Here is a 20,879-nt window from a genome sequence, read left to right on the forward strand (position 1 = left end):
CCGTCGACTGCCCGAGCTTTTCCGACATCAGCATAGGTCGATCATGAGATAACCGCATGTACAGGCAGATATCGGGCGTCACGGATGGTCACCTCGCAGGGCGACGGACCAGGGCCGCCCCACGGGTGTCGTCAGGTGGCGGGCCGGCCGACCGCCGTCGCCGCCCATGAGGTCAGTTCGGAGCGGGCCGCGCTCAACAGGTCGGCGGACGGTGCCGTGGCCCCGTTCGTGACCAGCGCGTAGTGCGGGGTCCCCGCGGCGCCCGGCGCGGTGAGCAGCAGGCGGCGGGTGCCGGTGCCGCCCGGCTCGGGGGTCACGGCGATGGGCGTGCTCGTGGTGTAGGCGGGCGGGGAGTACGCCGTACCGAGGTCGGACACCACCGTCGTGGCCGAGGTGGCGAAGGACGCCGGAAGATGGAGTTCCGTGGGCGCGGTGCCGCCGTCCGAGCGCCAGAGCAGCAGGCCGTACCGGCCCGGTCCCACGAGCTGGGAGACATGGGGCAGGGTGGACGGGACCGGGTTCCAGGTCAGGGTGGTGGAGCCGTCCCGGGAGCGGTCCTCGTAGGTGAAGGCGAGCGTGGTGCCCGCGGTCGCGCTGGGGTAGAGCCGGTCCAGGAGGCGGCCGTCCTGGCGCAGGACGGCCGTTCCGGAGTCGTCGAGGCCTACGGCGGACAGGTCCTCGTCGTTCCAGGCGTCACCGGAGGTGCGGACCTTGCTCGCGTTACCGTTCATCAGCTCGTGATGGCGGCCGCTGTAGAGATCCCACTGCCACTGGGTGCCGGAGAGGACCGGCCCGGAGGCCGTCGGCCGGGCCCACCAACCGGCCCCCGGCAGGCGGGAGTCGAGAGCCTGGTACATCGCCTTGAGGACCGTCGGGGCCTTGTCCGCGACCGTTCCCGACAACGGGTGGCCGAACTCGCTGACGATCGCCGTCGTCCCCGCCGCCGTGGCACGGTCGCGCACCGTGGAGAAGTCGGTGGCGTACTGGCCGTCCCCCGCCTTGCCCCACATCAGGATGCCGGAGATCGCCTTCTGGTCGTAGAAGTGGGTGTTGAACACATACCGGGGGCCCAGCGGACCCGCGTCGAGCAGGCCGCCCTCCTGCTTCTGGAAGTCGATGCCGGCGTTCCAGAAGAGGTTCGGTTCGACGAAGGCGGGCTTGTCCTGCCAGCCGGCCGCGTCCATGCGGGCCCGGAACCGTACGTAGAACGGCCAGAGCAGGTCACGTTCCCAGCCGCGGCTGGTCTGGCCCGAGTCGTAGCTGCCCGCGTACGGCTCGTTGAACGGGTCGAAGCCGACGACGCCCGCGAACTCGGCGGTGGTGAGGTGCTGTTCCACGTAGGCGAGGGTGGCCTGGGCCGTGGCCAGGAAGGCGTCCTGGAGGCCGTGGGCGTTGTGCCAGAAGTCGTACTGCGCCTGTTTCACCGCCCCGTTCTGGGTGATGTTCTGGCCCCAGAAGAGGCAGATCCCGCACGACTCACCCGGGTAGTCCCCCGCGTCCACGGCCCACGCGGGAGCGCCGTCGCCGGTGTACCAACTGCCCGGTTCGAAGAGGTGCCGGGAGTAGAGGTCCTGGTGGAAGTCGGGGTACACACGGATTCCGGCGTCCAGGAAGGCGCGCATCTGGTCGGTGGCCGCGGCGAGGTAGGCCGCGTCGACCTGACCGCGTACGGGTTCGGCGTGGGCCCAGGAGAACAGGAAGCGTACGGAGTTCCCGCCGCCGAGGGCGCGCAGGGCCGTCGCCGACTTCCTCGCGTCGGCGACCGAGGCGAAGGGGAGCCCGCTGTTCTCCTCCAGCTTCGTCTCGCCGGAGACGTTGTAGCCGCGCAGGACGACCTCACGGCCGAGACCGTCGGTGAAGTGTCCGCCGGCGACCGTGAGGGTGGCCGCGGCCGGCGCGTCGAACCACAGGGAGTCGGGAAGTCCGTCCGCAGCGGCGGGTTGCGCGCCCGCCGCCGAGAGGAAGCCGGTGAGGAGTACGAGGACGCCGAGCAGACGCGCACGCAACTTCGCCATGTCCATAACAATTGCGCGGGTGCGAGAAGGGGTCAATACATCTGACTCATGAGTAAGTATCAGCTCCGGGCGACCAGCAGTCGTGTCGTCGTGTCGTCGAGCTGAGCCGAAGGTCTTCTCCGACCTGAGCGTGCCAGGATGCCGGGGACACGACCGCGAACCAGTCGACGGGCAGGAGCCAGCCGTGATCAACGGTGCACATGTCGTCCTCTACAGCCAGGACCCCGAGGCGGACCGCGCCTTCCTCCGTGACGTCCTCCGCTTTCCCGACGTCGACGCGGGCGGCGGCTGGCTCATCTTCAAGTTGCCCCCGGCCGAGGTGGCCGTGCACCCGACCGACGGCCCGCCCCAGCACGAGTTCTTCCTGATGTGCGACGACCTGGATGCCCAGCTCGGCGAGTTCCGCGCGCAGGGGGTCGAGATCACCCGCCCGGTCAGCGAAGAGCGCTGGGGCAGACTGACGGCAGTCCGGCTCCCCAGCGGCGCCGAACTCCCGCTGTACGAACCGCGGCACCCCATCGCCCACAGCCTGTGACTCCACGACACCCGGTGACCTGCGGCGACCGGATCGGTCGGGACGCCCGGCCGCCGGGAATCCTCGCTGATCCGGTGCGAGGAGGTGGGAAGCCGGGGGCTGTCCCGGCCCATCCGGTTCGGTTCTGCCCTCGCACACGGGCAGGTCTCGTTAGGATCTCCTGATCATGGACGTGGTGACGGGGAACGAGATGATCACTGTCCCGCCGGGGCGGACAACGCTGTCGGACCGGCGGACGCAGCGCAGTTGGTCGGTCGAGCTCGCGCCCTACCAGCTCGCGGCATTCCCGGTCACCCAGGCGTTCTACGCACAGATCACAGGCCGGCGGCCGAGCACCGCCCGTGGGGACCAGTCGCCCGTGGAGTGCGTCTCCTGGTGGGACGCGGCGCGGTTCTGCAATGCCCTGTCCCAGCGCGACGGGTTCACCTCCGCGTACCGCTTCCGTGCCGACGGCGAGGACATCGAGTGGGACGAGTCCGCCGACGGGTACCGGCTGCCGACCGAAGGCGAGTGGGAGCACGCCTGCCGTGCGGGTACCGCGGGTCCGCGATACGGGGAGCTGGACGAGATCGCCTGGTACCGCGGCAACTCGCACGAGCGCATCCACTCCGTGGGCGGCAAACGCCCGAACGCGTGGGGGTTCCACGACATGCTCGGCAATGTCTGGGACTGGTGCTGGGACGTCTACGACCCCGAGGTCTACGGCACCTACCGGGTACTCCGTGGCGGTGGCTGGTTCGACGAGCACTGGAGTTGCCGGGCCTCCGCCCGGCGCCGCAGCCACCCGACCTTCCAGGTCGACGACGTCGGATTCCGCATCGCGCGTTCCGACCGGTGACGACCGGTCTCGTCGGTCCTCCGACACAGTGTCCACCGACCGCACGACCGGGGCTCGGTCGTCCGGGACATCGAGTGGATCGGGCCCGCTCACCGGAGACACGGACCGGACCGACGGAGACAGGGCATGTCCTGTCACTCGCTGGCCGGTCCGTGCCGTCCTGTGTCGGGTGCCGGCCGGTCGGGTCCCGTCCTGGTGGGTCCCGTCCCGTCACGCGGCGCGCCGTGTCACGCCACGTCACGTCACGCGCCGACCCTTCGCGTCACGTTCAGCAGGTACTCCTTCCGGTCGAGCGGGTTGAGGTCGGTTCGCGGCCGGTCCGGGACCGCGCCCCTGACGACCGGCGCGTAGTGGTCGAAGGCGCATTCCAGTTCGCCCTCACCGCGGGTCAGGCCCGGCAGCCGCTGCTGCAGCTCATGGACCCGGGCGACCGGGATCCGGCCCTCCAGCACGCACACGGTTCCCCGCATCTCGGTGGTCGCCGGCACGGCGTGCTGCCTCACCAGCAGGGGGAGCACCGCCCCCAGCGTGTCGGTGGGAGCCTCCAGCCGGAACCGGTGCATCGGCTCGTACACCCGGGTACCGGCCGCACGCAGCGCGTCCATCACCACCAGCGGGGTCAGGCCCCGGAAGTCGGCCCCCGTGCTGGACATGCTCTTGTCGAAGCCCTGATGGGCGTGGCTCTGCCGGGGTGAATAGCCGGAGTGGGTCATCGTGACCGTGCAGTCGGTGACCTGCCAGCCGTGGATCCCCTGGGTCAGGGTCTCCCCCACGGTGTCCTCGACCGCCTTGAAGAACGCGTACGGCATCGCCCCGAGTTCGACCTCCAGACGGAATTCCACACCGGAACCGGCGGGCGCCGGATCGATGCGCAGCCCGACGGTCGCGAGGAAGGGGTTCGGGTCCTTTCCGTTGAACTCGACCGCCGCGCCGCTGCCGACCGGCCGCTCGACGCACAGCGGTGTCGTCTCCCGGAACAGGACCTCGATGCCGAACTCGTCGGCCAGGGTCGCCTGGACGACCTCCTTCTGCACCTCGCCGTAGAGCGACACGGAGACCTGCTTGCGCACCTCGTCCTGGCGCAGGTCGATCAGGGGGTCCTGTTCGGCCAGTTGGGTGAGCGCGAGGTGGAGCGCGCCCCTGTCGGCCGGACGGCGGGGGACGACGACGGTTTCGAGGGTCGGGGGTGAGAAATGGAGTTCGTCGTCCGAGGACTTCCGCGCCACGCCGATGGTGTCGCCGATACGGATGTCCCCGAGGCCCCAGAGCTTGCCGATCCGCCCCGCCGTCACGGCCGGTTCGGGCACCGTCGCGCCACGGTCGAACACGCTGATCGCGGTCACCTTCGCCTCCTCGCCGTCGCGCAGGCGCAGCCGGTCGCGGGTCCGCAGCGTCCCGGAGAACAGCCGGACGTAGGCGATCTTCTCCCCGGCCGGCCCGCGCTCCACCTTGAAGACGGTGCCCGAGACAGGGCCGTCGGCCGCGCCCTCGGCCGGCGGCAGCAGCTCTCTGATCCCGGCGATCAGCTCCTCGACGCCCGCGCCCGTCATGGCCGAACCGAAGAACACCGGGTGCACCAGCGTCTGCCCGGTCTGGCGCACCAGGGCGTCCCGGAACCGGTCGCGGGAGACCCGTCCTTCGACGTACGCGGCCAGCAGCGCGTCGTCGTGCTCGGCGAGCAGGTCCGCCCGCGACCCGCAGAGCCGCTCCGCGGTGAACCGGCTGAAGCGGGCGTCCCGGGTGCCCGCCCCGCTCACCTCGCCCATCGGGACGATCGCCGGGGTGAGCCGCGCGGCGATGTTCTCCAGAACGCGCTCGTCGCGCGCGCCTCCTCGGTCGATCTTGTTCACGAAGACGAGGGTGGGGATCCGCAGCCGCCGCAACGTCCGCATCAGCACCCGGGTCTGCGCCTGTACGCCCTCCACGGCCGAGACCACGAGCACGGCGCCGTCGAGCACGGCCAGCACCCGCTCCACCTCCGCGATGAAGTCGGGGTGACCGGGGGTGTCGATCAGATTGACCGTGACGTCGTCGTCGATCGCGAAGGAGACGACGGCGGACTTGATGGTGATACCGCGCTGCCGCTCCAGCGCGAGGGAATCCGTCTGGGTGCTTCCGTCGTCGACGCTGCCGATCTCGTCGATGACCCCGACCGAGTGCAGCAGGCGCTCGGTCAGGCTTGTCTTACCGGCGTCTACGTGCGCCAGGATTCCGAGGTTGAGCATATGCACCGGGCGTCATGTCCTTCGAAGTGGGAGTGATTCCTTCCTGGGCGGACATGAACGGTGTGCGCATTGCTGCTCCTTGATCCCGGCGGACGTGTCCCACGTAGTGCAGCAGTCGGCCGGGTCCGGCGGCAACGGATTAACGCTCAACCAACGCCCGGTACGGCCCCGCCGTACCGGAACGGCTGGCGGGGGTGGTGAGAGGAGTGGACCCTTGAGGAGAAACGGGCCCTCGAACGGGCCGCGGTCTGCGATGAGCGGGTGAGCGGTGAGCGGAGCGAGCGATGCGTGAGATCCTCCCGGCGCTGAACCGGTGGTACGCGGCGGGCTCCCCCTTCGGGCTCGCCACGGTGGTCGCGGTCTCCCGGAGCGCGCCCCGCGACCCGGGAGCGGCGATGGCGGTGGGGCCGGGCGACGAGGTCGTGGGCAGTGTGTCGGGAGGCTGTGTCGAGGGGGCCGTCTTCGAGCTGGCCCGGGAGGTGGTGGCGTCCGGCGAGGCGCGCCTGGAGACCTTCGGGTACAGCGACGAGGACGCGTTCGCCGTCGGTCTCACCTGCGGGGGCGAGATCAGCCTGCTGCTGCGCAGGGTGACGCCCGGCGAGGACCCCTCCTTCGGCGCGGTGGCCGAGTCGGTGGCCGCCGGGCGCGCGGTGACCGTGGCGACGGTGCTGGCGGGGCCCGCGCCGCTCGGCGCCGCCCTCGCGGTGTGGCCGGACGAGGTGGCCGGTTCGCTGGGCTCGACCGGCCTGGACGCGGCCGTGACGGCCGACGCCCGCGGCGAGCTCGCCCAGGGCGCCACCGTACAGCGGCACTACGGACCGCGCGGTGAGCGCCGCGAGGACGCCGTGACCGTCTTCCAGCAGTCCTTCGCCCCGCCGCCGCGCATGCTCGTCTTCGGAGCGATCGACTACGCCGCGGCGGTGGCCCGCGTCGGGGACTTCCTGGGCTACCGCGTCACGGTGTGCGACGCCCGGCCCGTCTTCGCGACGGCCAAGCGGTTCCCGGCGGGCGTGGAGGTCGTCGTGGACTGGCCGCACCGCTATCTGCGTGGGACGGCGACCGACGCGCGCACGGTGATCTGTGTCCTCACCCACGACCCGAAGTTCGACGTGCCCCTGCTGGAGGAGGCGCTGCGCCGCCCGGCCGCGTACATCGGCGCGATGGGCAGCCGCCGTACCCACGACGACCGGACGAAGCGGCTCGTCGAGGCCGGGGTGTCGCGGGACGAGCTGTCCCGGCTCCGCTCGCCGGTCGGTCTCGATCTCGGGGCGCGGACGCCCGAGGAGGTGGCCGTGTCCGTCGCCGCGGAGATCGTCGCTCTGCGCTGGGGCGGCAGCGGAGCACCCCTGACGGCGACCGGCGGGGCGATCCATCCGAGGCGCCTCGATCCGCCGGGAGGAACGCCGGGAGGAACGCCGGGGGGAACGCCTGCGGAAAGAGAGGCGGCCGCGCCTTGAGCGCACCGCTCCTGTCCCGGTCCGCACCGTCCCGTCAGGCGATTCCGTCCGCTCGGTTCCCCGTCCGGGGCGGCAGCCGGTGCAGTGTCAGGTCGGTGAGCCGGCCGTCGGCCACGGTCGCGGTCATGTAGGTGCAGTACGGCTGGCGCCGGCGGTCCGTCGGGGAGCCCGGGTTCAGCAGGCGCAGACCGGTCCCGGTGGTGGTGTCCCAGGGGATGTGGCTGTGGCCGAAGACCAGGACGTCGAGGTCGGGGTAGCGCTCGGCGCAGCGCCGCTCGCGGCCTTGGGCGGAGCCGGTCTCGTGCACGACCCCGAGGCGCAGACCGTCCAGCTCCGCACGGGCGACCTCGGGGAGGCGGGCGCGCAGCTCCGGGCCGTCGTTGTTGCCGTGGACCGCGACGAGCCTGGGTGCCCGTTCCTCCAGAAGGTCGAGGGTGGCGGTGTCGACCCAGTCGCCCGCGTGGACGACGACGTCGGCCAGCGGGAGTTCGGCCATCAGCCGCGGGGGCAGTTCCCTGGCCCGTGAGGGGAGATGGGTGTCGGACATCAGGAGCAGACGCACGGCGTCCACCCTACGTTCCGGACCCCGCGCCGAGGCCGCGTCCGGGCGGCTCTCCGGCCCGCCTCGGCCCGGTGCGGCTCAGTCCGGGTTCGGCCCGGCCCGCCTCGGTCCGGTGCGGTCCGGTCGGACTCAGAGGTGGCGCGGGAAGGGGTGCGGTCACGCTCACGACTGCTTGCGCCATCCACTCCCCTGCCCGCCCTTGCCGGCGCTTCGACCGGTCGTGTTCCCGACAGGCCCGGCGAAACAGGGTGGTCGACCTGACCACTCGACAACGCGCGTGCCGGCCATGGCTTGAGGAACTCTTCCCACGGAGCCTCTGCGCACGGATGCCGAGCGCTTGGCCACTCAGATGCTGTTGGCGATGCGCTCGTGGTCCCGTTCGCCCTCGCGGGTCTGGATACCAGCGGCGAGCAGCTTGTGGGCGAGCTCGGTGACCTCTTCGCCGAACGCCGCGAACAGGCCCTCGTTCTCGACGGCGTACGCCGCACGCGGAATCGGCTGCGCGACCGCGTCGACCGCGGCCTTGGTAAGGGGGATCACCTCTGGCCGCAGGCCGGCGATCCGTCGGGCGAGGGTGTCGACGAAGGAATCGAGTTCTGCAGCGGGCAGGGCCCGGTTGATCAGACCGTACCGTTCCGCGAGCTCCGCGCCCACGAGTTCGGCGCCGAGGATGAGCTCCAGCGCTCGGGCCCTTCCTGCCAGGCGCGTCATGTTCACCGTGCCGCCGCCTCCGGGGAGGATCCCCATCAAGGACTCCGGCTGCCCCTGCCCCGACTTGCCGATCGCCGCGAATCGCATGTCCAGGTACATGAAGAACTCGTTGCCCGCGCCGCGCGCGAAGCCCGCCAGCTTGCCGATGGTGATCTGCGGCAGCGAGCGGACCTCCTCGCTCATCGCCTGGAGGATGTTCAGGCCCTCGGGGATGGCCGAGCCCGGTGCAGCCGCGATCGCGGCGCGAGTGGCTGCGGGCAGCGCGTCAGGGTCGGTGAGGTAGGCCATGTCACCGTGCGCAACGAAGAACTCCGGGTCAGCACTCTCGAAGACGATGACGCGGACGTCGGCGTCGTCCCGCACCCGCGCGACGAATGCCCGGAGTGACGGCAGGAGGACCGCGTCCATCAGATTGAGCGGCGGGTGATCGATTGTCACCGTCGCGACCCCGTCCGAGACGTCGATCGTCAGGGCGGGAAGGTCTTCGTAGCTCATGAGGTGGCTCCATATCGCGGTAGGGGACGGCCACGTCACCGGGCCGCCGGCTGGGGACAGCGTCGCGAATCTCAGCGTCGCGACTGACACCGAGTATCAAGTTAGAAACTTGTGCTCGAATAAGCAAACGAGTGTGTCCGAGTACACTCGTCCCCATGAGCGCAGCGCCCGTCGGTACCCGTGAGATCAGCCGCCACGCGGTGCGAGCAGAGCTGGCCCGCGTCGCGTTCAACCAGTTCTGCCTCACGGGCTTCAACCAGGTCACCTTCGCCGACCTCTCCGAAGCCGCCGGGGTGTCGCGGAGCACCTTCCTGCGCTACTTCGGCACCAAGGAGGACGTGGTCCTGTTCGTCTTCGACCCCGTCGGTGACGTCATCACCGACGCGCTCGATGCCGAGCGGGCCGACCTGGACGATTGGCGCAGGCTGCGCAACGCCCTGGAGTCAGCCGTGACGTTCCTAGTACGCGACGTCCAGGAACTCGTGACGATCCTCGGCCTCATCGAGCAGACCCCGGCCCTGTGCGCACGCCTCCGCGAGAAGCAGGCCGAATGGCGACCAGAGATCGTCGCCCGACTGCAGAAGACGGCCGCCTCGACCGTCGGCTCATCGGTCATCGCCACCGTTCGGGTAGCCGCGGCGCTCGAATGCCTGTGGATCGTCCTCGGGCAATGGAGTGCGAGCGACGGCGAAGAGGACCTCGGCAAACTGCTGGACGCCGCGTTCGCCGCCTTCGCGACCCCGACAGGCCGGCAGACGGACGCACCGTCGTAAAGGGCCGAGGCGGCGGCTTCCTAGGCGGTGCCGAAGCAGCCGAAAGGAGTGGTCGACCCGGCGACGGTGATCACGTCGTCGGCCAGCCCCGGCCGTGAATGCAGGAGTGGGGTGTCGATCCGGCCGAAGCGGACGGTGCCACGCGCGCCATGCGGAGCCGACGAGGCCCCCACAGCACCTGTCCGCGCGACCTCTCAGTCGAGGAGGACCTCGCTCCACACCTGCTTGCCGCCGCTGACCGGCAGGCTCCCCCAGGCCGCCGACGTGGCCTCGACGAGGAGGATGCCGCGGCCGCCGGTGGCCTCCCAGCCGATGCTGGTGGGCTTGATGGGCGTACGGGGCGAGGAGTCGGCGACGGCGATCCGCAGCAGCCGGTTGATGAGGGTGAGGTCGAGTCTGACCTGGCCGCCGGTGTGCACGAGGGCGTTGGTGACGAGTTCGGAGACGACCAGGAGCGCGGTGTCCATGCTGTCGTCGGTCACGCCCCAGGACCGCAGCGTGCGCCGGGTGAAGCGGCGGGCGTGCCGGACCGCCTCGGGGACGCGCCAGATCGTCCAGCTCTCCCGGAGCGGGCGCAGCGACATGCCGTCGTAGCGCATCAGGAGAAGGGCGACGTCGTCGCTGCGGTTGGCGCCGGTGAGCAGCCCGTCGGCGACCATCCCGAGGTGCGCGGGGTCGGAGGCGGCCAGCACCCCGGCGAGCCGGTTCAGGCCGTCCTCGATGTCGACCTCGGCGGACTCGACGAGACCGTCCGTGGTCAGGGCGACGACCGTGCCCAGCCGCAGCCGCAGCGGGGTCATCGGGAACTCGGCCTGCGTGACGACGCCGAGCGGCGGTCCGCCGTCCGAGTCGGGGACCTCCGTACTGCCGTCCGGGTGACGCAGGACCGGCGGATGGTGTCCGGCACGTACGCACCAGGCGGACCCCTCCTCCATGTCCAGGTCGACGTAGCAGCAGGTGACGAAGAGGTCGGTCTCCAGGTCCATGAGGAGCCGGTTGGCGCGCGAGACGACGACGTCGGGCGGGTGGCCCTCGACGGCGTAGGCGCGCAGGGCCGTGCGCATCTGGCCCATGAGGGTGGCGGCCTGGGCGTTGTGGCCCTGGACGTCGCCGATGACGAGGGCGACGTGGTTGTCGGGCAGCGGGATCACGTCGTACCAGTCGCCGCCGACCTCGAGTCCCGCCGTGGTGGGCAGGTAGCGGGCGACGGCGACCGCGCCGGGAAGCCTGGGCAGCCGGCGCGGGAGCAGGGAGCGCTGGAGCGTGGTGACCAGCTCGTGTTCGGCGTCGAAGGAGCGGGCGCGGGTGAGTGCCTGGCCCGCGAGGCCCGCGGACGCGGTGAGCAGGGCGCGCTCGTCGGGGCCGAAGTCGTGCGGGGCGTCCCAGCCGATCAGACAGGCGCCGGCCATGTGTCCGCCGGCGGGCAGCGGCAGGATGGCGAGGCCGCCGGGGCCGACCTCGGCGAGCGCGGGTTCCAGCGGGGATCCGGCGGGCCAGACGGCCGGACGCCCCTCGCTGAGGGCCGCCGCGAGTGTCGGCATCGCGCGTACGGGCGCGTCGGGCCATTCCGAGCGCCATTCGGAGCGCCACAGTTCCGGCCACGCGGCCGGTTCGGGCGGATCGAGGACGGTGACGACGAGGCGGTCGCCCTCCACCTCGGCGAGCGCGATCCGGTCGGCCCGCAGGGGCCGCCGCAGCGCGGCCACGACGGCCCGGCCCACGTCCCGGACGGTGCCCGCGGTGGCGAGGGCGGCGGCCAGACGCTGTACGCGGGCCACGTCGCTGACGCCGGAGCGGAGCTTCGAGGCGTCGGCGACGGTACCGACCAGGCGTGCCGGGCGGCCGTCCCCTCCCGGCACCATGCGGCCGCGCAGCCGCAGCCACCTCGGCTTGCCGGAGGGCTGTGTGATGCGGAACTCCAGCTCGCGTTCCCCGATGGACATGTGATCCGCCTCGACCACGGACATCAGGGTGGGCAGGTCCTCGGGGACGGTGAGTGACAGCAGGGTCTCGACCTTGCCGTCGAACTCGGCACGGTCCAGGCCGAACAGCTCCAGCATCTCGTCGTCGACCTCGACGTGCCCGGTGTCCATGGCGAGGTCGAAGGCGCTGGTGGCCAGGGCGCCGGGGGCGGTCGCCGAGCCGGGCGTCGGGCAGACCGCGGCCTCGGCGATCAGGGCGAGACATTCCCTGTCCTCGCCGTCGAAGCCGCCCGGGCGTTCGCTGACCGCGACCAGGCACCCGGCGTCCTTCAGCGGCAGCACGGCCAGCCAGAAGTCCTGGGACGGCAGCCGACGGGCTTCGGCACAGCGGCCGATCTCCTCCGGACCGAGCCACAGCGGGCGGCCCGAGCGGTGCGCGTCCACCGTGGGGGAACTGCCGGTGAGGAGATAGCTGTCGCGCAGCCCGTAGAGCGTTCTGGGGACACCCGCCGATTCGGTCAGGTGCAGTTCGCCGCCCCTCTTCGTGGGCGAGTACACCGCGACGACGGTCGCACCGGCGAAAACGAGCGCCTGTTCGAGGACGCGACGCAGCCGTTCGCGCGGATCGAGGTCCGGCGTGGGGGTCTTCAGGGAGATTTCGGCACGCAACGTCCGCGTTCCGCGTTCCGCAGCGCGCTCACTGACCACGTCCGTCATTACAGCGCTTCCGGAGCCCCCGCGCAGCCCCTGTGACCGTTCCGGCACCCGCGGTCCTGCGGTGGAGCCCCGAAGCCGCACGCGGTGCCGCGCGTGGCGCTCGCCGTGCGGCGCGAGCCGCCAGGAGGGAGCCTTAGGTCATGGCCGACCCCTGGTGCCGGATCGGCGGGCGGTGTCCGGCGCCGTGCGTGGCACGGCGGAGGGCCCCCCGCGGACGGGACGCATCCGGGTGATCCGGCCACGCGGCGAGGTGCCGTGCCGGGCGCCGGCCGCCCGACGGGACGGGCCACACACGCCCTGGCCCCGGGAGCCATGGCGTGGCCCTGCGAGGAGGTGGTCGGCGTGTCCGACTGGCGGGGGTCCGTGCAGGCACCGGCCGGCCGTACGACGCAGGTCGGGCGGCCCCTGCTCTCGCTGACGCTGGCCTCGCTGGTGGAGGAGGTGCATGCCCACTCCGGCGCGGTGTACCTGCTGGCGAGCGGCGAACCCGTGCTGGAGATGGCGGTGATGGCCGGTATGCCGCGGGCGTTCGCGGCGCCCTGGGAGCGGGTGGGGCTCAACGCTCCGATCCCGGTGGCCGTGGCGGTGCGCGAGCGGCGACTGGTCTGGGTCAGCGGCGGCGAGGAGATGGCCCGCCGCTTTCCGCGGATCGCCGTGGTCCTGCCGTACCCGTTCGCGCTCGCCGCCCTTCCCGTGGCGACCTCGCGGACCACGTACGGGGCCGTCTTCGTGACGTGGCCCGGCTCGCACCCCCTGGAACTCGCCGACCGGGAGCGCGACCACCTCACCGCGGCCTGCGACCGGCTCGCGCTGCGCCTGGAGCGGGCCTCGGAGGAGCACCGCCCGGTCCGCAGGGAACCCGATCTGCTCACGCCGTCCGCCACCTCGGTTCCCGGCACGCTCGGCACGGTGGAGGCGGCGCGGATGGTCTCGCGCCTGCCGTACGGGCTGTGCGCGCTGGATCTGCACGGTCGGGTCAGCTACGCCAACCCGGCGACGGCCGAGATGCTCGGCCTGCCGGTCAGCGCTCTGCTGGGCACCCAGCTGTGGGCGTCGGTGCCCTGGCTCAACGATCCCGTCTACGAGGACCGTTACCGCGCCGCGCTGATCAGCCAGCACGTGACGTCGTTCGTGGCGCTGCGGCCGCCCGGTGACTGGCTGTCGTTCCGGCTCTATCCGAGTACGACCGGATTGAGTGTGCGCATCTCCCGGGCCAGGGCGGTCGCGGAGATGAACCGCGTCGGGCCGCAGCACGAGGACGCCCCGCGCCTGGTGACCATCTCCCATGTGCTCAGCCTCGCCGGCGCGCTCACGCAGGCCGCGAGCGTGCAGGACGTGGTGCAGCTGGTCGCCGACGAGATCGCGCCCGCCGTCGGGAGCAGGGCCCTGATCCTGCTCGGCTCGCGGGCCGGCCGACTGCACGTGCTCGGCCACCGCGGTTATCCGGACACACACGTCGCGGAGCACCTCGACGGGCTGTCGCTGAGCGCGCCGTCCCCCTGCACGCACGCCCACAACAGCGGGGTGCCCGCCTTCTTCGACTCACGCGCGCAGCTGGAGCACCTGTATCCGCCCCGGAACGCGACGTCGGACGGCATGGCCGCATGGGCGTACCTGCCGCTGATCGCGTCCGGACGTCCGCTGGGCACCTGCGTCCTCGCCTACGCGGAGCCGCACTCCTTCCCGACCGACGAACGGGCCGTGCTGACGAGTCTGAGCGGGCTCGTCGCGCAGGCGCTGGAACGGGCGCTGCTCTACGACACCAAGCTCCAGCTGGCGCACGGTCTGCAGGCCGCTCTGCTGCCGCGCACCCTGCCGTCGCTGCCCTTCATCGAGGCGGCAGCACGCTATCTGCCGGCCACTCAGGGCATGGAGATCGGCGGTGACTTCTACGACCTGATGCCCTCGCACGGCCTGGCCGCGGCGGTCATCGGCGACGTCCAGGGGCACAACGTGACCGCGGCGGCCCTGATGGGACAGGTCCGCACCGCAGTCCGCGCGTACACGACCGTGGGCCAGCCGCCGGAGGAGGTGATGCGCAGCACCAACCGGCTGCTGATCGACCTGGGCACCGACCTGTTCGCGAGCTGCCTCTATCTGCGCCTGGATCCCGCCCGTGAGGTCGCGGTCATGGCGCGCGCGGGTCATCCGCCCCCGCTGCTGCGGCGGCCGGACGGGCGGGTGCGGGTGCTCGACCTGGCCGGCGGGCCGCTGCTGGGGATCGACGCGGACGCCACGTACCAGACGACCGAGGTCCCGCTGCTGCCCGGTTCGCTGCTCGCCCTCTATACCGACGGGCTGATCGAGTCCCCCGGTGTGGACATCGAGGACGCCCTGGCCGGCCTCGGGCAGCGGCTCGGCGACGCCCCCGAGCAACCGCTCGACGAGCTGGCCGACAGCCTGGTGCGGCAGAGCGGGGCGCTGGCACAGGAGCGGCTCGACGACGTGGCGCTGCTCCTGCTGCGGGCGCGAACGCACGCGTGACAGCACCCTGGGCCCGGATCCGTCATACGGCGGACACTGGCCGGGAGCCGCGCGACGCACCGAGCTGGCGGCACACGACGCACGCCGAACCGGTGTCAGCGGCACACCGTCCGGGGCATCACCCGAACCATGTCGACCGTGACGTCATACGGTCCATACCGGCCGTGACGTCATACGGTCCGTACCGACCGAGGCGTCCTACGATCCACGCCGACCGGCTGTCATCCGGCGCACAAACCGACGGGCTGTCATCCGGCGCACACCGATGGGGCTGCCGGTCCCCGGACGCGGAGCGGTCCGGCCCTCCCGCCGGAGGGCCGGACCTCCCACCGTCGGCCGGGACGGCTGTTCCGCGGCCGGGTCAGTGGCTCTGCGTCAGCGGTGTCACCCGTTCGAGCTCACCAGTCCGGAACCGTCGTCCGCACCGGTGCCGGACTGGTTGTCGCCCGCGGCCCCCGACTGGTCGCCGCCGGCCCCCGACTGGTCACCCATCCCGGACTGGTCACCGGCCCCGGACTGGTCACCGGCCGCCGGGTCGCTCGCCGCGGGGTCGCTGGGCTCGGCACCGGCGGTGGCGCTCGCGTCGCCCGCCCCGCCGGCACCCGCGCCGGCACCCGCTCCGAGCGTCGCGCCGGTGGCCGTGAGCGCGGTCGTCACCGGCTGGAAGAAGGTCTCGCCGCCGGCGGTGCAGTCGCCGCTGCCGCCCGAGGTCAGGCCTATCGCGCTGCCGTCCTGGGTGAAGAGCGAACCGCCGCTGTCGCCGGGCTCGGCGCACACGTCGGTCTGGATGAGTCCGGTGACCGTGCCCTCGGGATAGTTCACGGTGGCGTCGAGTCCGGTGACGTTGCCGTCGTTGAGACCGGTGGTGCTGCCCATCCGGAAGACCTGCTGGCCCACCGCGGCGTCGGCGGCCTGGTTGATGGCGACGGTCTGACCGTTGCCCACGTTGACCACACTGTTGGCCTGGGTGTTCGGGTCGTCGTACTTGACGAGCGAGAAGTCGCCGTCACCGGGGAAGGTGGCCTGGTCGACGGTGGCGATCGGCGCGCCGTCCTGCGCGTCCGACCACTGCTTGGCCGCGACCCCGCAGTGACCGGCGGTCAGGAAGGCGGGACTGCCGTCGCCGGCGGTGACGTTGAAGCCCAGCGAACAGCGGGCTCCGCCGCCGAAGATGGCGTCGCCGCCGTCCACGAACGTCTTGAAGGTGCCCGCGGACTTCTTGACGGTGGCCATGCCGGAACCCAGCGAGTCGACCGTCGACGTCAGCTTGTTCCAGTTCGCACCTGTGACCGTGCTGTCGGCGGTGACCCGGAGCTGGTTCGTCTTCGGGTCGACGGACCAGGCGGTGCCGGGGATGGTCGCGTCGGTCCTCAGCGTCCGGGCGGCGGACTTGAGGGCGGCGAGGCTGTTGTCGACGCTGCGGGGAACAGCGCCGGCCTTCTTGACCGCGTCGACCACCTTGCTGTCGCCGCCGACGACGTTGACGACGACCTGCTGCTTGGCGGCGTTGTAGTACGCGCCTCCGTACGCCTCACCGAGCTGGGTGGCGAGAAGCGAGGTGAGGTCCGAGGCGTCCGCGGCCTTCAGCGTCTTGGGAGCGGCGTCCTTCGCGTCGGTCTGCGAGGCGTTGGCGTTGGGCAGCAGCAGCGCTGCCGCTCCGAGCGCCGCGACGCTTCCCGCGGCGATGGCGGCCTTGCGCTTGGGAATCCTTTTGTGACTCAACTCTTGACCTCCTGGGGACGGGGTCGATGCCACCGTCCGGCGGCTGACTGGGGGGCGCCTGGATGCCTGTTGATACGTGTGAGTCGCAGGGGTTGTTCAACTCCCTCTGAGAAAGGCAGGAGTCAGCCCGGCCAGAGGCATGGATTACGAGGTGACCGCGTCTCTCCTCCGGTCGACCGGGGAACACTGCCCCGTATGACACTGAACCTCGCCGAAGCCGACAGGATCCTCTCCGCCCACTTCGCTCCCTGGGTGCTGGACCTGGGCCTGTCGGTGACGGAGTTGGGCGAGGGCCGCGCGGTGCTGCGGCTGCCCTGGTCCGCCCGGCTCGCCCGCGCGGGCGGTTCGCTGTCGGGGCAGGCCCTGATGGCCGCCGCCGACACGGCGACCGTGATCGCGGTGTCGGCGGCGCGCGGCGCCTTCGTCCCGATGACGACGGTCCAGCAGTCCACCAGCTTCCAGCGCGCGGTCACGGACGCGGACGTGCTGATCGAGGCGGTCCTCACCAAGCTCGGCCGCCGCATGGCCTTCGCCGACGTCACGATGACCGCCGGGGACGCCCGGGACGTCGCGGCGCGCGCGAGCACGGTGTACGCCCTGCTGGGCTGAACGCCACCGTCCGCGAACGGCCGGTGACACTCCGTCCGCCAACGGGGCCGGAATCCTTGCTTCAGCGAATCTGCACATCGAATGCGCACGCGCGTCACGGCGCGCGACGGATCTGCACAGTCGCGCGCCCCCCGCGCGCCATTGGGACGGGACTGTCCCATTGGCGCGCCGAGCGGCAAGGGCAGCACCGAAACAATGCCGTGCAGCATGTGAAGAAGTGGCCGCAAAGACGTGCGCAAGCCTGCACGGTTGAGCCGAAGCAGCGCTCAAGTTCCCAGGTGGGAGCCCTGGTTGATTGGATACGTGCCCCGCGACCGTGCTTTGATCCGTGCACCGCGGAGGTCGCGGCACACTTCCGGAGACGGGAGCCGCAGGGCTCCCGGACACGGGGTCCGCACCCCCGCGGTGGCGGCCGTCATCTGTCCCCAGAGGGGGCCGCTCCCCCCTTATGAATATCCATACGAAGGGAAGTTCCCCCATGAACTCCACCCCCCAGGTTGCCACCGCCGAGATCTCGGACGCGGACCTCGACAACGTCTCCGGCGGCCTGTCGCTGAACGCCGTTGGCACCGTCACCGGCCTGGTCGACGGCGTTGCCCCGGTTTCCGGCCTCGTGGGCACGGCCATCGGCACCGTCGAGGGTGTGACCGGCCTGAACACCGCCCCGGTCACCGGCCTGGTCGCCGGTCTCTGATCGCGCCTCATCCCGCTGAGTCCCGGAACCACTCCCCGGTTCCGGGGCTCTCGGATGCCGTAGATCTCTCCGACAGGTGAGGGAAGTCCCGTGCAGTTCCGCCAACAGGCCCTCGCCAAGCTGCAGTCAGCCGAAGAACTCGACCTGCCGGTGCGCTTCGCCCGCCCCCAGGGCTGGCTCGTCCTGTCCGTGACGGTCGTCGTCATGGCGGCCGCGTCGGTCTGGGCCGTGACGGGCACGGTGGCCTCGACGGTCGGTGCCCCCGCCGTCCTCACACACGCGCAGGGCAGTTACGTCCTGCAGAGCCCCGTGGCCGGTCAGGTCACCGCGGTCCTCGCCAAGGAGGGCGATCGGCTCGCGGCCGACGCCCCGGTGCTGAAGGTCCGTACGGCCCAGGGCGAGACGTCCGTCGTCCGTACCGTGGCCGCCGGCCGCGTCACCGCCCTCGCCGCCACCATCGGGGCCATCATCTCCACCGGCGCGAACGTCGCCGCGGTCGAAAAGGTCGCGCACGCCCGCGATCCGCTCTACGCGACGGTGTACGTGCCCGCCGAGAGCGCCTCCACCATTCCCGCGGACGCCGCCGTCGACCTCACCGTCCAATCGGTGCCGACCCAGCGGTACGGGGTGCTGCGCGGCCATGTGAAGGCGGTCGGCCGGAGTGTGCAGACCCAGCAGCAGATCACTTCCTCCCTCGGCGACAGCCAGCTCGGCGAGCAGTTCACCAAGAAGGGCAGGCCGGTGGCCGTCCTGGTCTCCCTCGACCGTTCGTCCCGTACGAAGAGCGGACTCAAGTGGTCCTCGGCGGACGGCCCTCCGTACCCGCTGACCTCCATGACCCTGGCCACGGGTTCGATCCGGCTGGCCGATCAGCGTCCCGTCGATTGGCTGCTTCCGTGACCACCGCGCAGGACACCCGGGGCAGACGGCGCGCCGCACCGCCGAAGCGCACGGTCCCCAAGAGCACCCGCAGGACCGTCCGCACGCCGACGGTGCTCCAGATGGAGGCCGTGGAGTGCGGCGCGGCCTCCCTCGCCATGGTGCTCGGCCACCACGGCCGGTACATCCCCCTCGAAGAGCTGCGCATCGCCTGCGGCGTCTCCCGGGACGGCTCGCGCGCCAGCAATCTCCTCAAGGCGGCGCGCGGTTACGGCCTCACGGCCAAGGGCATGCAGATGGACACGGCCGCGCTCGCCGAGGTGCAGGCGCCCGCGATCCTGTTCTGGGAGTTCAACCACTACGTCGTCTACGACGGAATGGGCCGCCGTTTCGGACGGCGCGGGGTGCACATCAACGACCCGGGCAAGGGCCGCCGTTTCGTGCCGATGGAGGACTTCGACACCAGCTTCACCGGCGTGGTGCTGGTCATGGAGCCGGGCCCCGACTTCCGCGAGGGCGGCCGCAGGCCCGGGATCCTCGGTGCCATGCCGGCCAGGCTGCGCGGCACGTCGGGCACGATGCCCGCGGCCGTACTGGCCAGCCTGCTGCTGGTCGCGGTCGGCGCGGCGGTGCCCGCGCTCAGCAGGACGTACATCGACACCTACCTGATCGGCGGTCAGACCTCGCTGCTCGGCGTGCTCTTCGCGTCGATGGGTGCCTGTGTCCTGCTGACCGTGCTGCTGACCTGGCTCCAGCAGGCGAACCTGCTGCACGGCCGGATCATCTCCTCGACGCTCAGCAGCGCACGCTTCCTGCGCCATCTGCTGCGGCTGCCGGTCACCTTCTTCTCCCAGCGCAGCCCGGCCGACCTGGTGCAGCGGCTGCAGTCGAACGACGCGGTGGCCGAGACGCTGGCCCGCGACCTCGCGGCGGCGGGCGTGGACGCGGTCGTCGTGGTGCTCTACGCCGTCCTCCTCTACACCTACGATCCGCAGCTCACGGCGGTCGGTATCGGTGTCGCACTGCTCAACGTGGTCGCGATGCGGGTGGTGATCCGGCTGCGCGCGACCCGTACGGCGAAACTGCGCGCGGACAGCGCCCGGCTCACCAACACGGCCTACACCGGGTTGCAGTTGATCGAGACCATGAAGGCGACCGGCGGCGAGGACGGCTACTTCCGCAAGTGGGCCGGGCAGCACGCCACCACCCTCGAGGAACAGCAGCGCCTCGGAGTGCCGAGCGCCTGGCTGGGAGTGGTCGCGCCGACGCTCGCCACCCTCAACAGCGCGCTGATCCTCTGGATCGGCGGCCTGCGGGCCATGGAGGGCCACATCTCGGTCGGTCTGCTCGTGGCCTTCCAGGCGCTCGTCACCCGCTTCACCGCGCCCCTCACCCGGCTCAACGGTGTCGCGGGACGCATCCAGGACTTCGCGGCCGACGTGGCACGCCTCAAGGACGTCGAGAACTTCCAGGCCGACCCGCTGTACGCCCGCTCCGGCACCGGCGACTCCACCCGCAGGCTGCACGGTCATGTCGAGCTGGAGAACATCACGTTCGGCTACAGCCCGCTCGACAAGCCGCTGCTCACCGGCTTCTCGCTGACCGTGGGCCCGGGGCGGCAGGTGGCGCTGGTGGGCGGCTCGGGGAGCGGCAAGTCCACGGTGTCCCGGCTGATCTCCGGCCTGTACACCCCTTGGGAGGGCACGATCCGCATCGACGGGCAGCTGCTGGAGGACATCCCGCGCGGCGCGCTCGCGGCCTCCGTCTCCTTCGTCGACCAGGACGTCTTCCTCTTCGAGGGCACGGTCCGCGACAACGTGGCGCTGTGGGATCCGTCGATCCCGGACGACGCCGTCGTCGCCGCGCTGCGGGACGCCGCCCTGTACGACGTCGTGGTGCGCCGTCCCGGTGGCATCCACAGCCGGGTCGAGCAGGACGGCCGCAACTTCTCCGGCGGTCAGCGCCAACGGCTGGAGATCGCAAGGGCGTTGGTGCGCAGGCCCAGCATCCTGGTCCTGGACGAGGTGACCAGCGCGCTGGACGCGGAGACCGAGCAGACCGTCATCGACAACCTGCGCAAGCGCGGCTGCGCCTGTGTGGTGATCGCGCACCGGCTCAGCACCGTGCGCGACAGCGACGAGATCGTGGTGCTCCAGCACGGCACGATCGTGGAACGCGGGCGGCACGACGCCCTGGTGGCGGCCGGCGGTCCGTACGCCGAGCTGGTCAGGGAGCGATGAG

The 20,879-nt window shown here is 71.5% G+C and carries 15 protein-coding genes; 9 read left to right on the plus strand and 6 right to left on the minus strand.

The window, feature by feature from the left end:
• Window positions 1-131 precede the first annotated feature (131 nt).
• The gene (locus OG199_RS05730; RefSeq protein ID WP_405828351.1) at window positions 132-2,021 is read right to left on the minus strand and encodes an endoglycosylceramidase; all 1,890 of its coding nucleotides are present in this window, start codon (window positions 2,019-2,021) and stop codon (window positions 132-134) included.
• Window positions 2,022-2,199: 178 nt separating this feature from the next.
• Here OG199_RS05730 and OG199_RS05735 point away from each other — a divergent pair, with 178 nt between their 5' ends.
• Both OG199_RS05735 and OG199_RS05740 read left to right on the plus strand, forming a co-directional pair.
• Window positions 2,200-2,550, plus strand: coding sequence for a VOC family protein (locus OG199_RS05735; RefSeq protein WP_356801110.1), 351 nt, complete (start codon window positions 2,200-2,202; stop codon window positions 2,548-2,550).
• A 166-nt stretch (window positions 2,551-2,716) separates the two neighbouring features.
• Complete coding sequence (locus OG199_RS05740) at window positions 2,717-3,388, plus strand: formylglycine-generating enzyme family protein (protein ID WP_405828353.1); 672 nt, start codon at window positions 2,717-2,719, stop codon at window positions 3,386-3,388.
• 242 nt (window positions 3,389-3,630) lie between these two features.
• Here OG199_RS05740 and OG199_RS05745 read toward each other — a convergent pair whose 3' ends face one another.
• Window positions 3,631-5,619 carry a translation factor GTPase family protein gene (locus OG199_RS05745; protein WP_356801112.1) on the minus strand — a complete coding sequence of 663 codons (1,989 nt, stop codon included), beginning with the start codon at window positions 5,617-5,619 and terminating at the stop codon, window positions 3,631-3,633.
• A 278-nt stretch (window positions 5,620-5,897) separates the two neighbouring features.
• Here OG199_RS05745 and OG199_RS05750 point away from each other — a divergent pair, with 278 nt between their 5' ends.
• Window positions 5,898-7,070, plus strand: coding sequence for an XdhC family protein (locus OG199_RS05750; protein ID WP_405828355.1), 1,173 nt, complete (start codon window positions 5,898-5,900; stop codon window positions 7,068-7,070).
• A gap of 34 nt (window positions 7,071-7,104) precedes the next feature.
• On the opposite strand, the gene OG199_RS05755 is transcribed toward OG199_RS05750, so the two are convergent.
• Both OG199_RS05755 and OG199_RS05760 read right to left on the minus strand, forming a co-directional pair.
• Window positions 7,105-7,632 (minus strand): metallophosphoesterase, encoded by a 528-nt coding sequence (locus tag OG199_RS05755; RefSeq protein WP_356801114.1) that lies wholly within the window; start codon window positions 7,630-7,632, stop codon window positions 7,105-7,107.
• 345 nt (window positions 7,633-7,977) lie between these two features.
• On the minus strand, window positions 7,978-8,838 hold the full coding sequence (locus OG199_RS05760; protein ID WP_401809016.1) for an enoyl-CoA hydratase/isomerase family protein: 861 nt from the start codon (window positions 8,836-8,838) through the stop codon (window positions 7,978-7,980).
• Between the two features lie 155 nt (window positions 8,839-8,993).
• Here OG199_RS05760 and OG199_RS05765 point away from each other — a divergent pair, with 155 nt between their 5' ends.
• Window positions 8,994-9,611 carry a TetR/AcrR family transcriptional regulator gene (locus OG199_RS05765; RefSeq protein WP_356801116.1) on the plus strand — a complete coding sequence of 206 codons (618 nt, stop codon included), beginning with the start codon at window positions 8,994-8,996 and terminating at the stop codon, window positions 9,609-9,611.
• A gap of 194 nt (window positions 9,612-9,805) precedes the next feature.
• On the opposite strand, the gene OG199_RS05770 is transcribed toward OG199_RS05765, so the two are convergent.
• Window positions 9,806-12,250, minus strand: coding sequence for a SpoIIE family protein phosphatase (locus OG199_RS05770; RefSeq protein ID WP_356801117.1), 2,445 nt, complete (start codon window positions 12,248-12,250; stop codon window positions 9,806-9,808).
• A 312-nt stretch (window positions 12,251-12,562) separates the two neighbouring features.
• On the opposite strand from OG199_RS05770, the gene OG199_RS05775 reads away from it, so the two are divergent.
• Complete coding sequence (locus OG199_RS05775; protein ID WP_356801118.1) at window positions 12,563-14,734, plus strand: SpoIIE family protein phosphatase; 2,172 nt, start codon at window positions 12,563-12,565, stop codon at window positions 14,732-14,734.
• A gap of 384 nt (window positions 14,735-15,118) precedes the next feature.
• On the opposite strand, the gene OG199_RS05780 is transcribed toward OG199_RS05775, so the two are convergent.
• Entirely contained in the window at window positions 15,119-16,456 is a 1,338-nt protein-coding gene (locus tag OG199_RS05780) for a S1 family peptidase (RefSeq protein WP_401809011.1), read from the minus strand.
• A gap of 195 nt (window positions 16,457-16,651) precedes the next feature.
• On the opposite strand from OG199_RS05780, the gene OG199_RS05785 reads away from it, so the two are divergent.
• The 4 genes from OG199_RS05785 to OG199_RS05800 all read left to right on the plus strand — a co-directional run bounded on the left by OG199_RS05785 (window position 16,652) and on the right by OG199_RS05800 (window position 20,878).
• On the plus strand, window positions 16,652-17,065 hold the full coding sequence (locus tag OG199_RS05785; protein ID WP_356801120.1) for a PaaI family thioesterase: 414 nt from the start codon (window positions 16,652-16,654) through the stop codon (window positions 17,063-17,065).
• A gap of 478 nt (window positions 17,066-17,543) precedes the next feature.
• The gene (locus OG199_RS05790; RefSeq protein ID WP_356801121.1) at window positions 17,544-17,759 is read left to right on the plus strand and encodes a type A2 lantipeptide; all 216 of its coding nucleotides are present in this window, start codon (window positions 17,544-17,546) and stop codon (window positions 17,757-17,759) included.
• 90 nt (window positions 17,760-17,849) lie between these two features.
• The gene (locus tag OG199_RS05795) at window positions 17,850-18,659 is read left to right on the plus strand and encodes a DUF2118 domain-containing protein (RefSeq protein WP_356801122.1); all 810 of its coding nucleotides are present in this window, start codon (window positions 17,850-17,852) and stop codon (window positions 18,657-18,659) included.
• Entirely contained in the window at window positions 18,656-20,878 is a 2,223-nt protein-coding gene (locus OG199_RS05800; RefSeq protein ID WP_356801123.1) for an NHLP family bacteriocin export ABC transporter peptidase/permease/ATPase subunit, read from the plus strand. The genes OG199_RS05795 and OG199_RS05800 overlap by 4 nt, the downstream gene beginning before the upstream one ends.
• The last annotated feature ends 1 nt before the right edge of the window (window position 20,879 follow it).

Source organism: Streptomyces sp. NBC_01176 (assembly GCF_045039825.1).
In the GTDB taxonomy this organism is placed as follows: Bacteria; Actinomycetota; Actinomycetes; order Streptomycetales; family Streptomycetaceae; genus Streptomyces.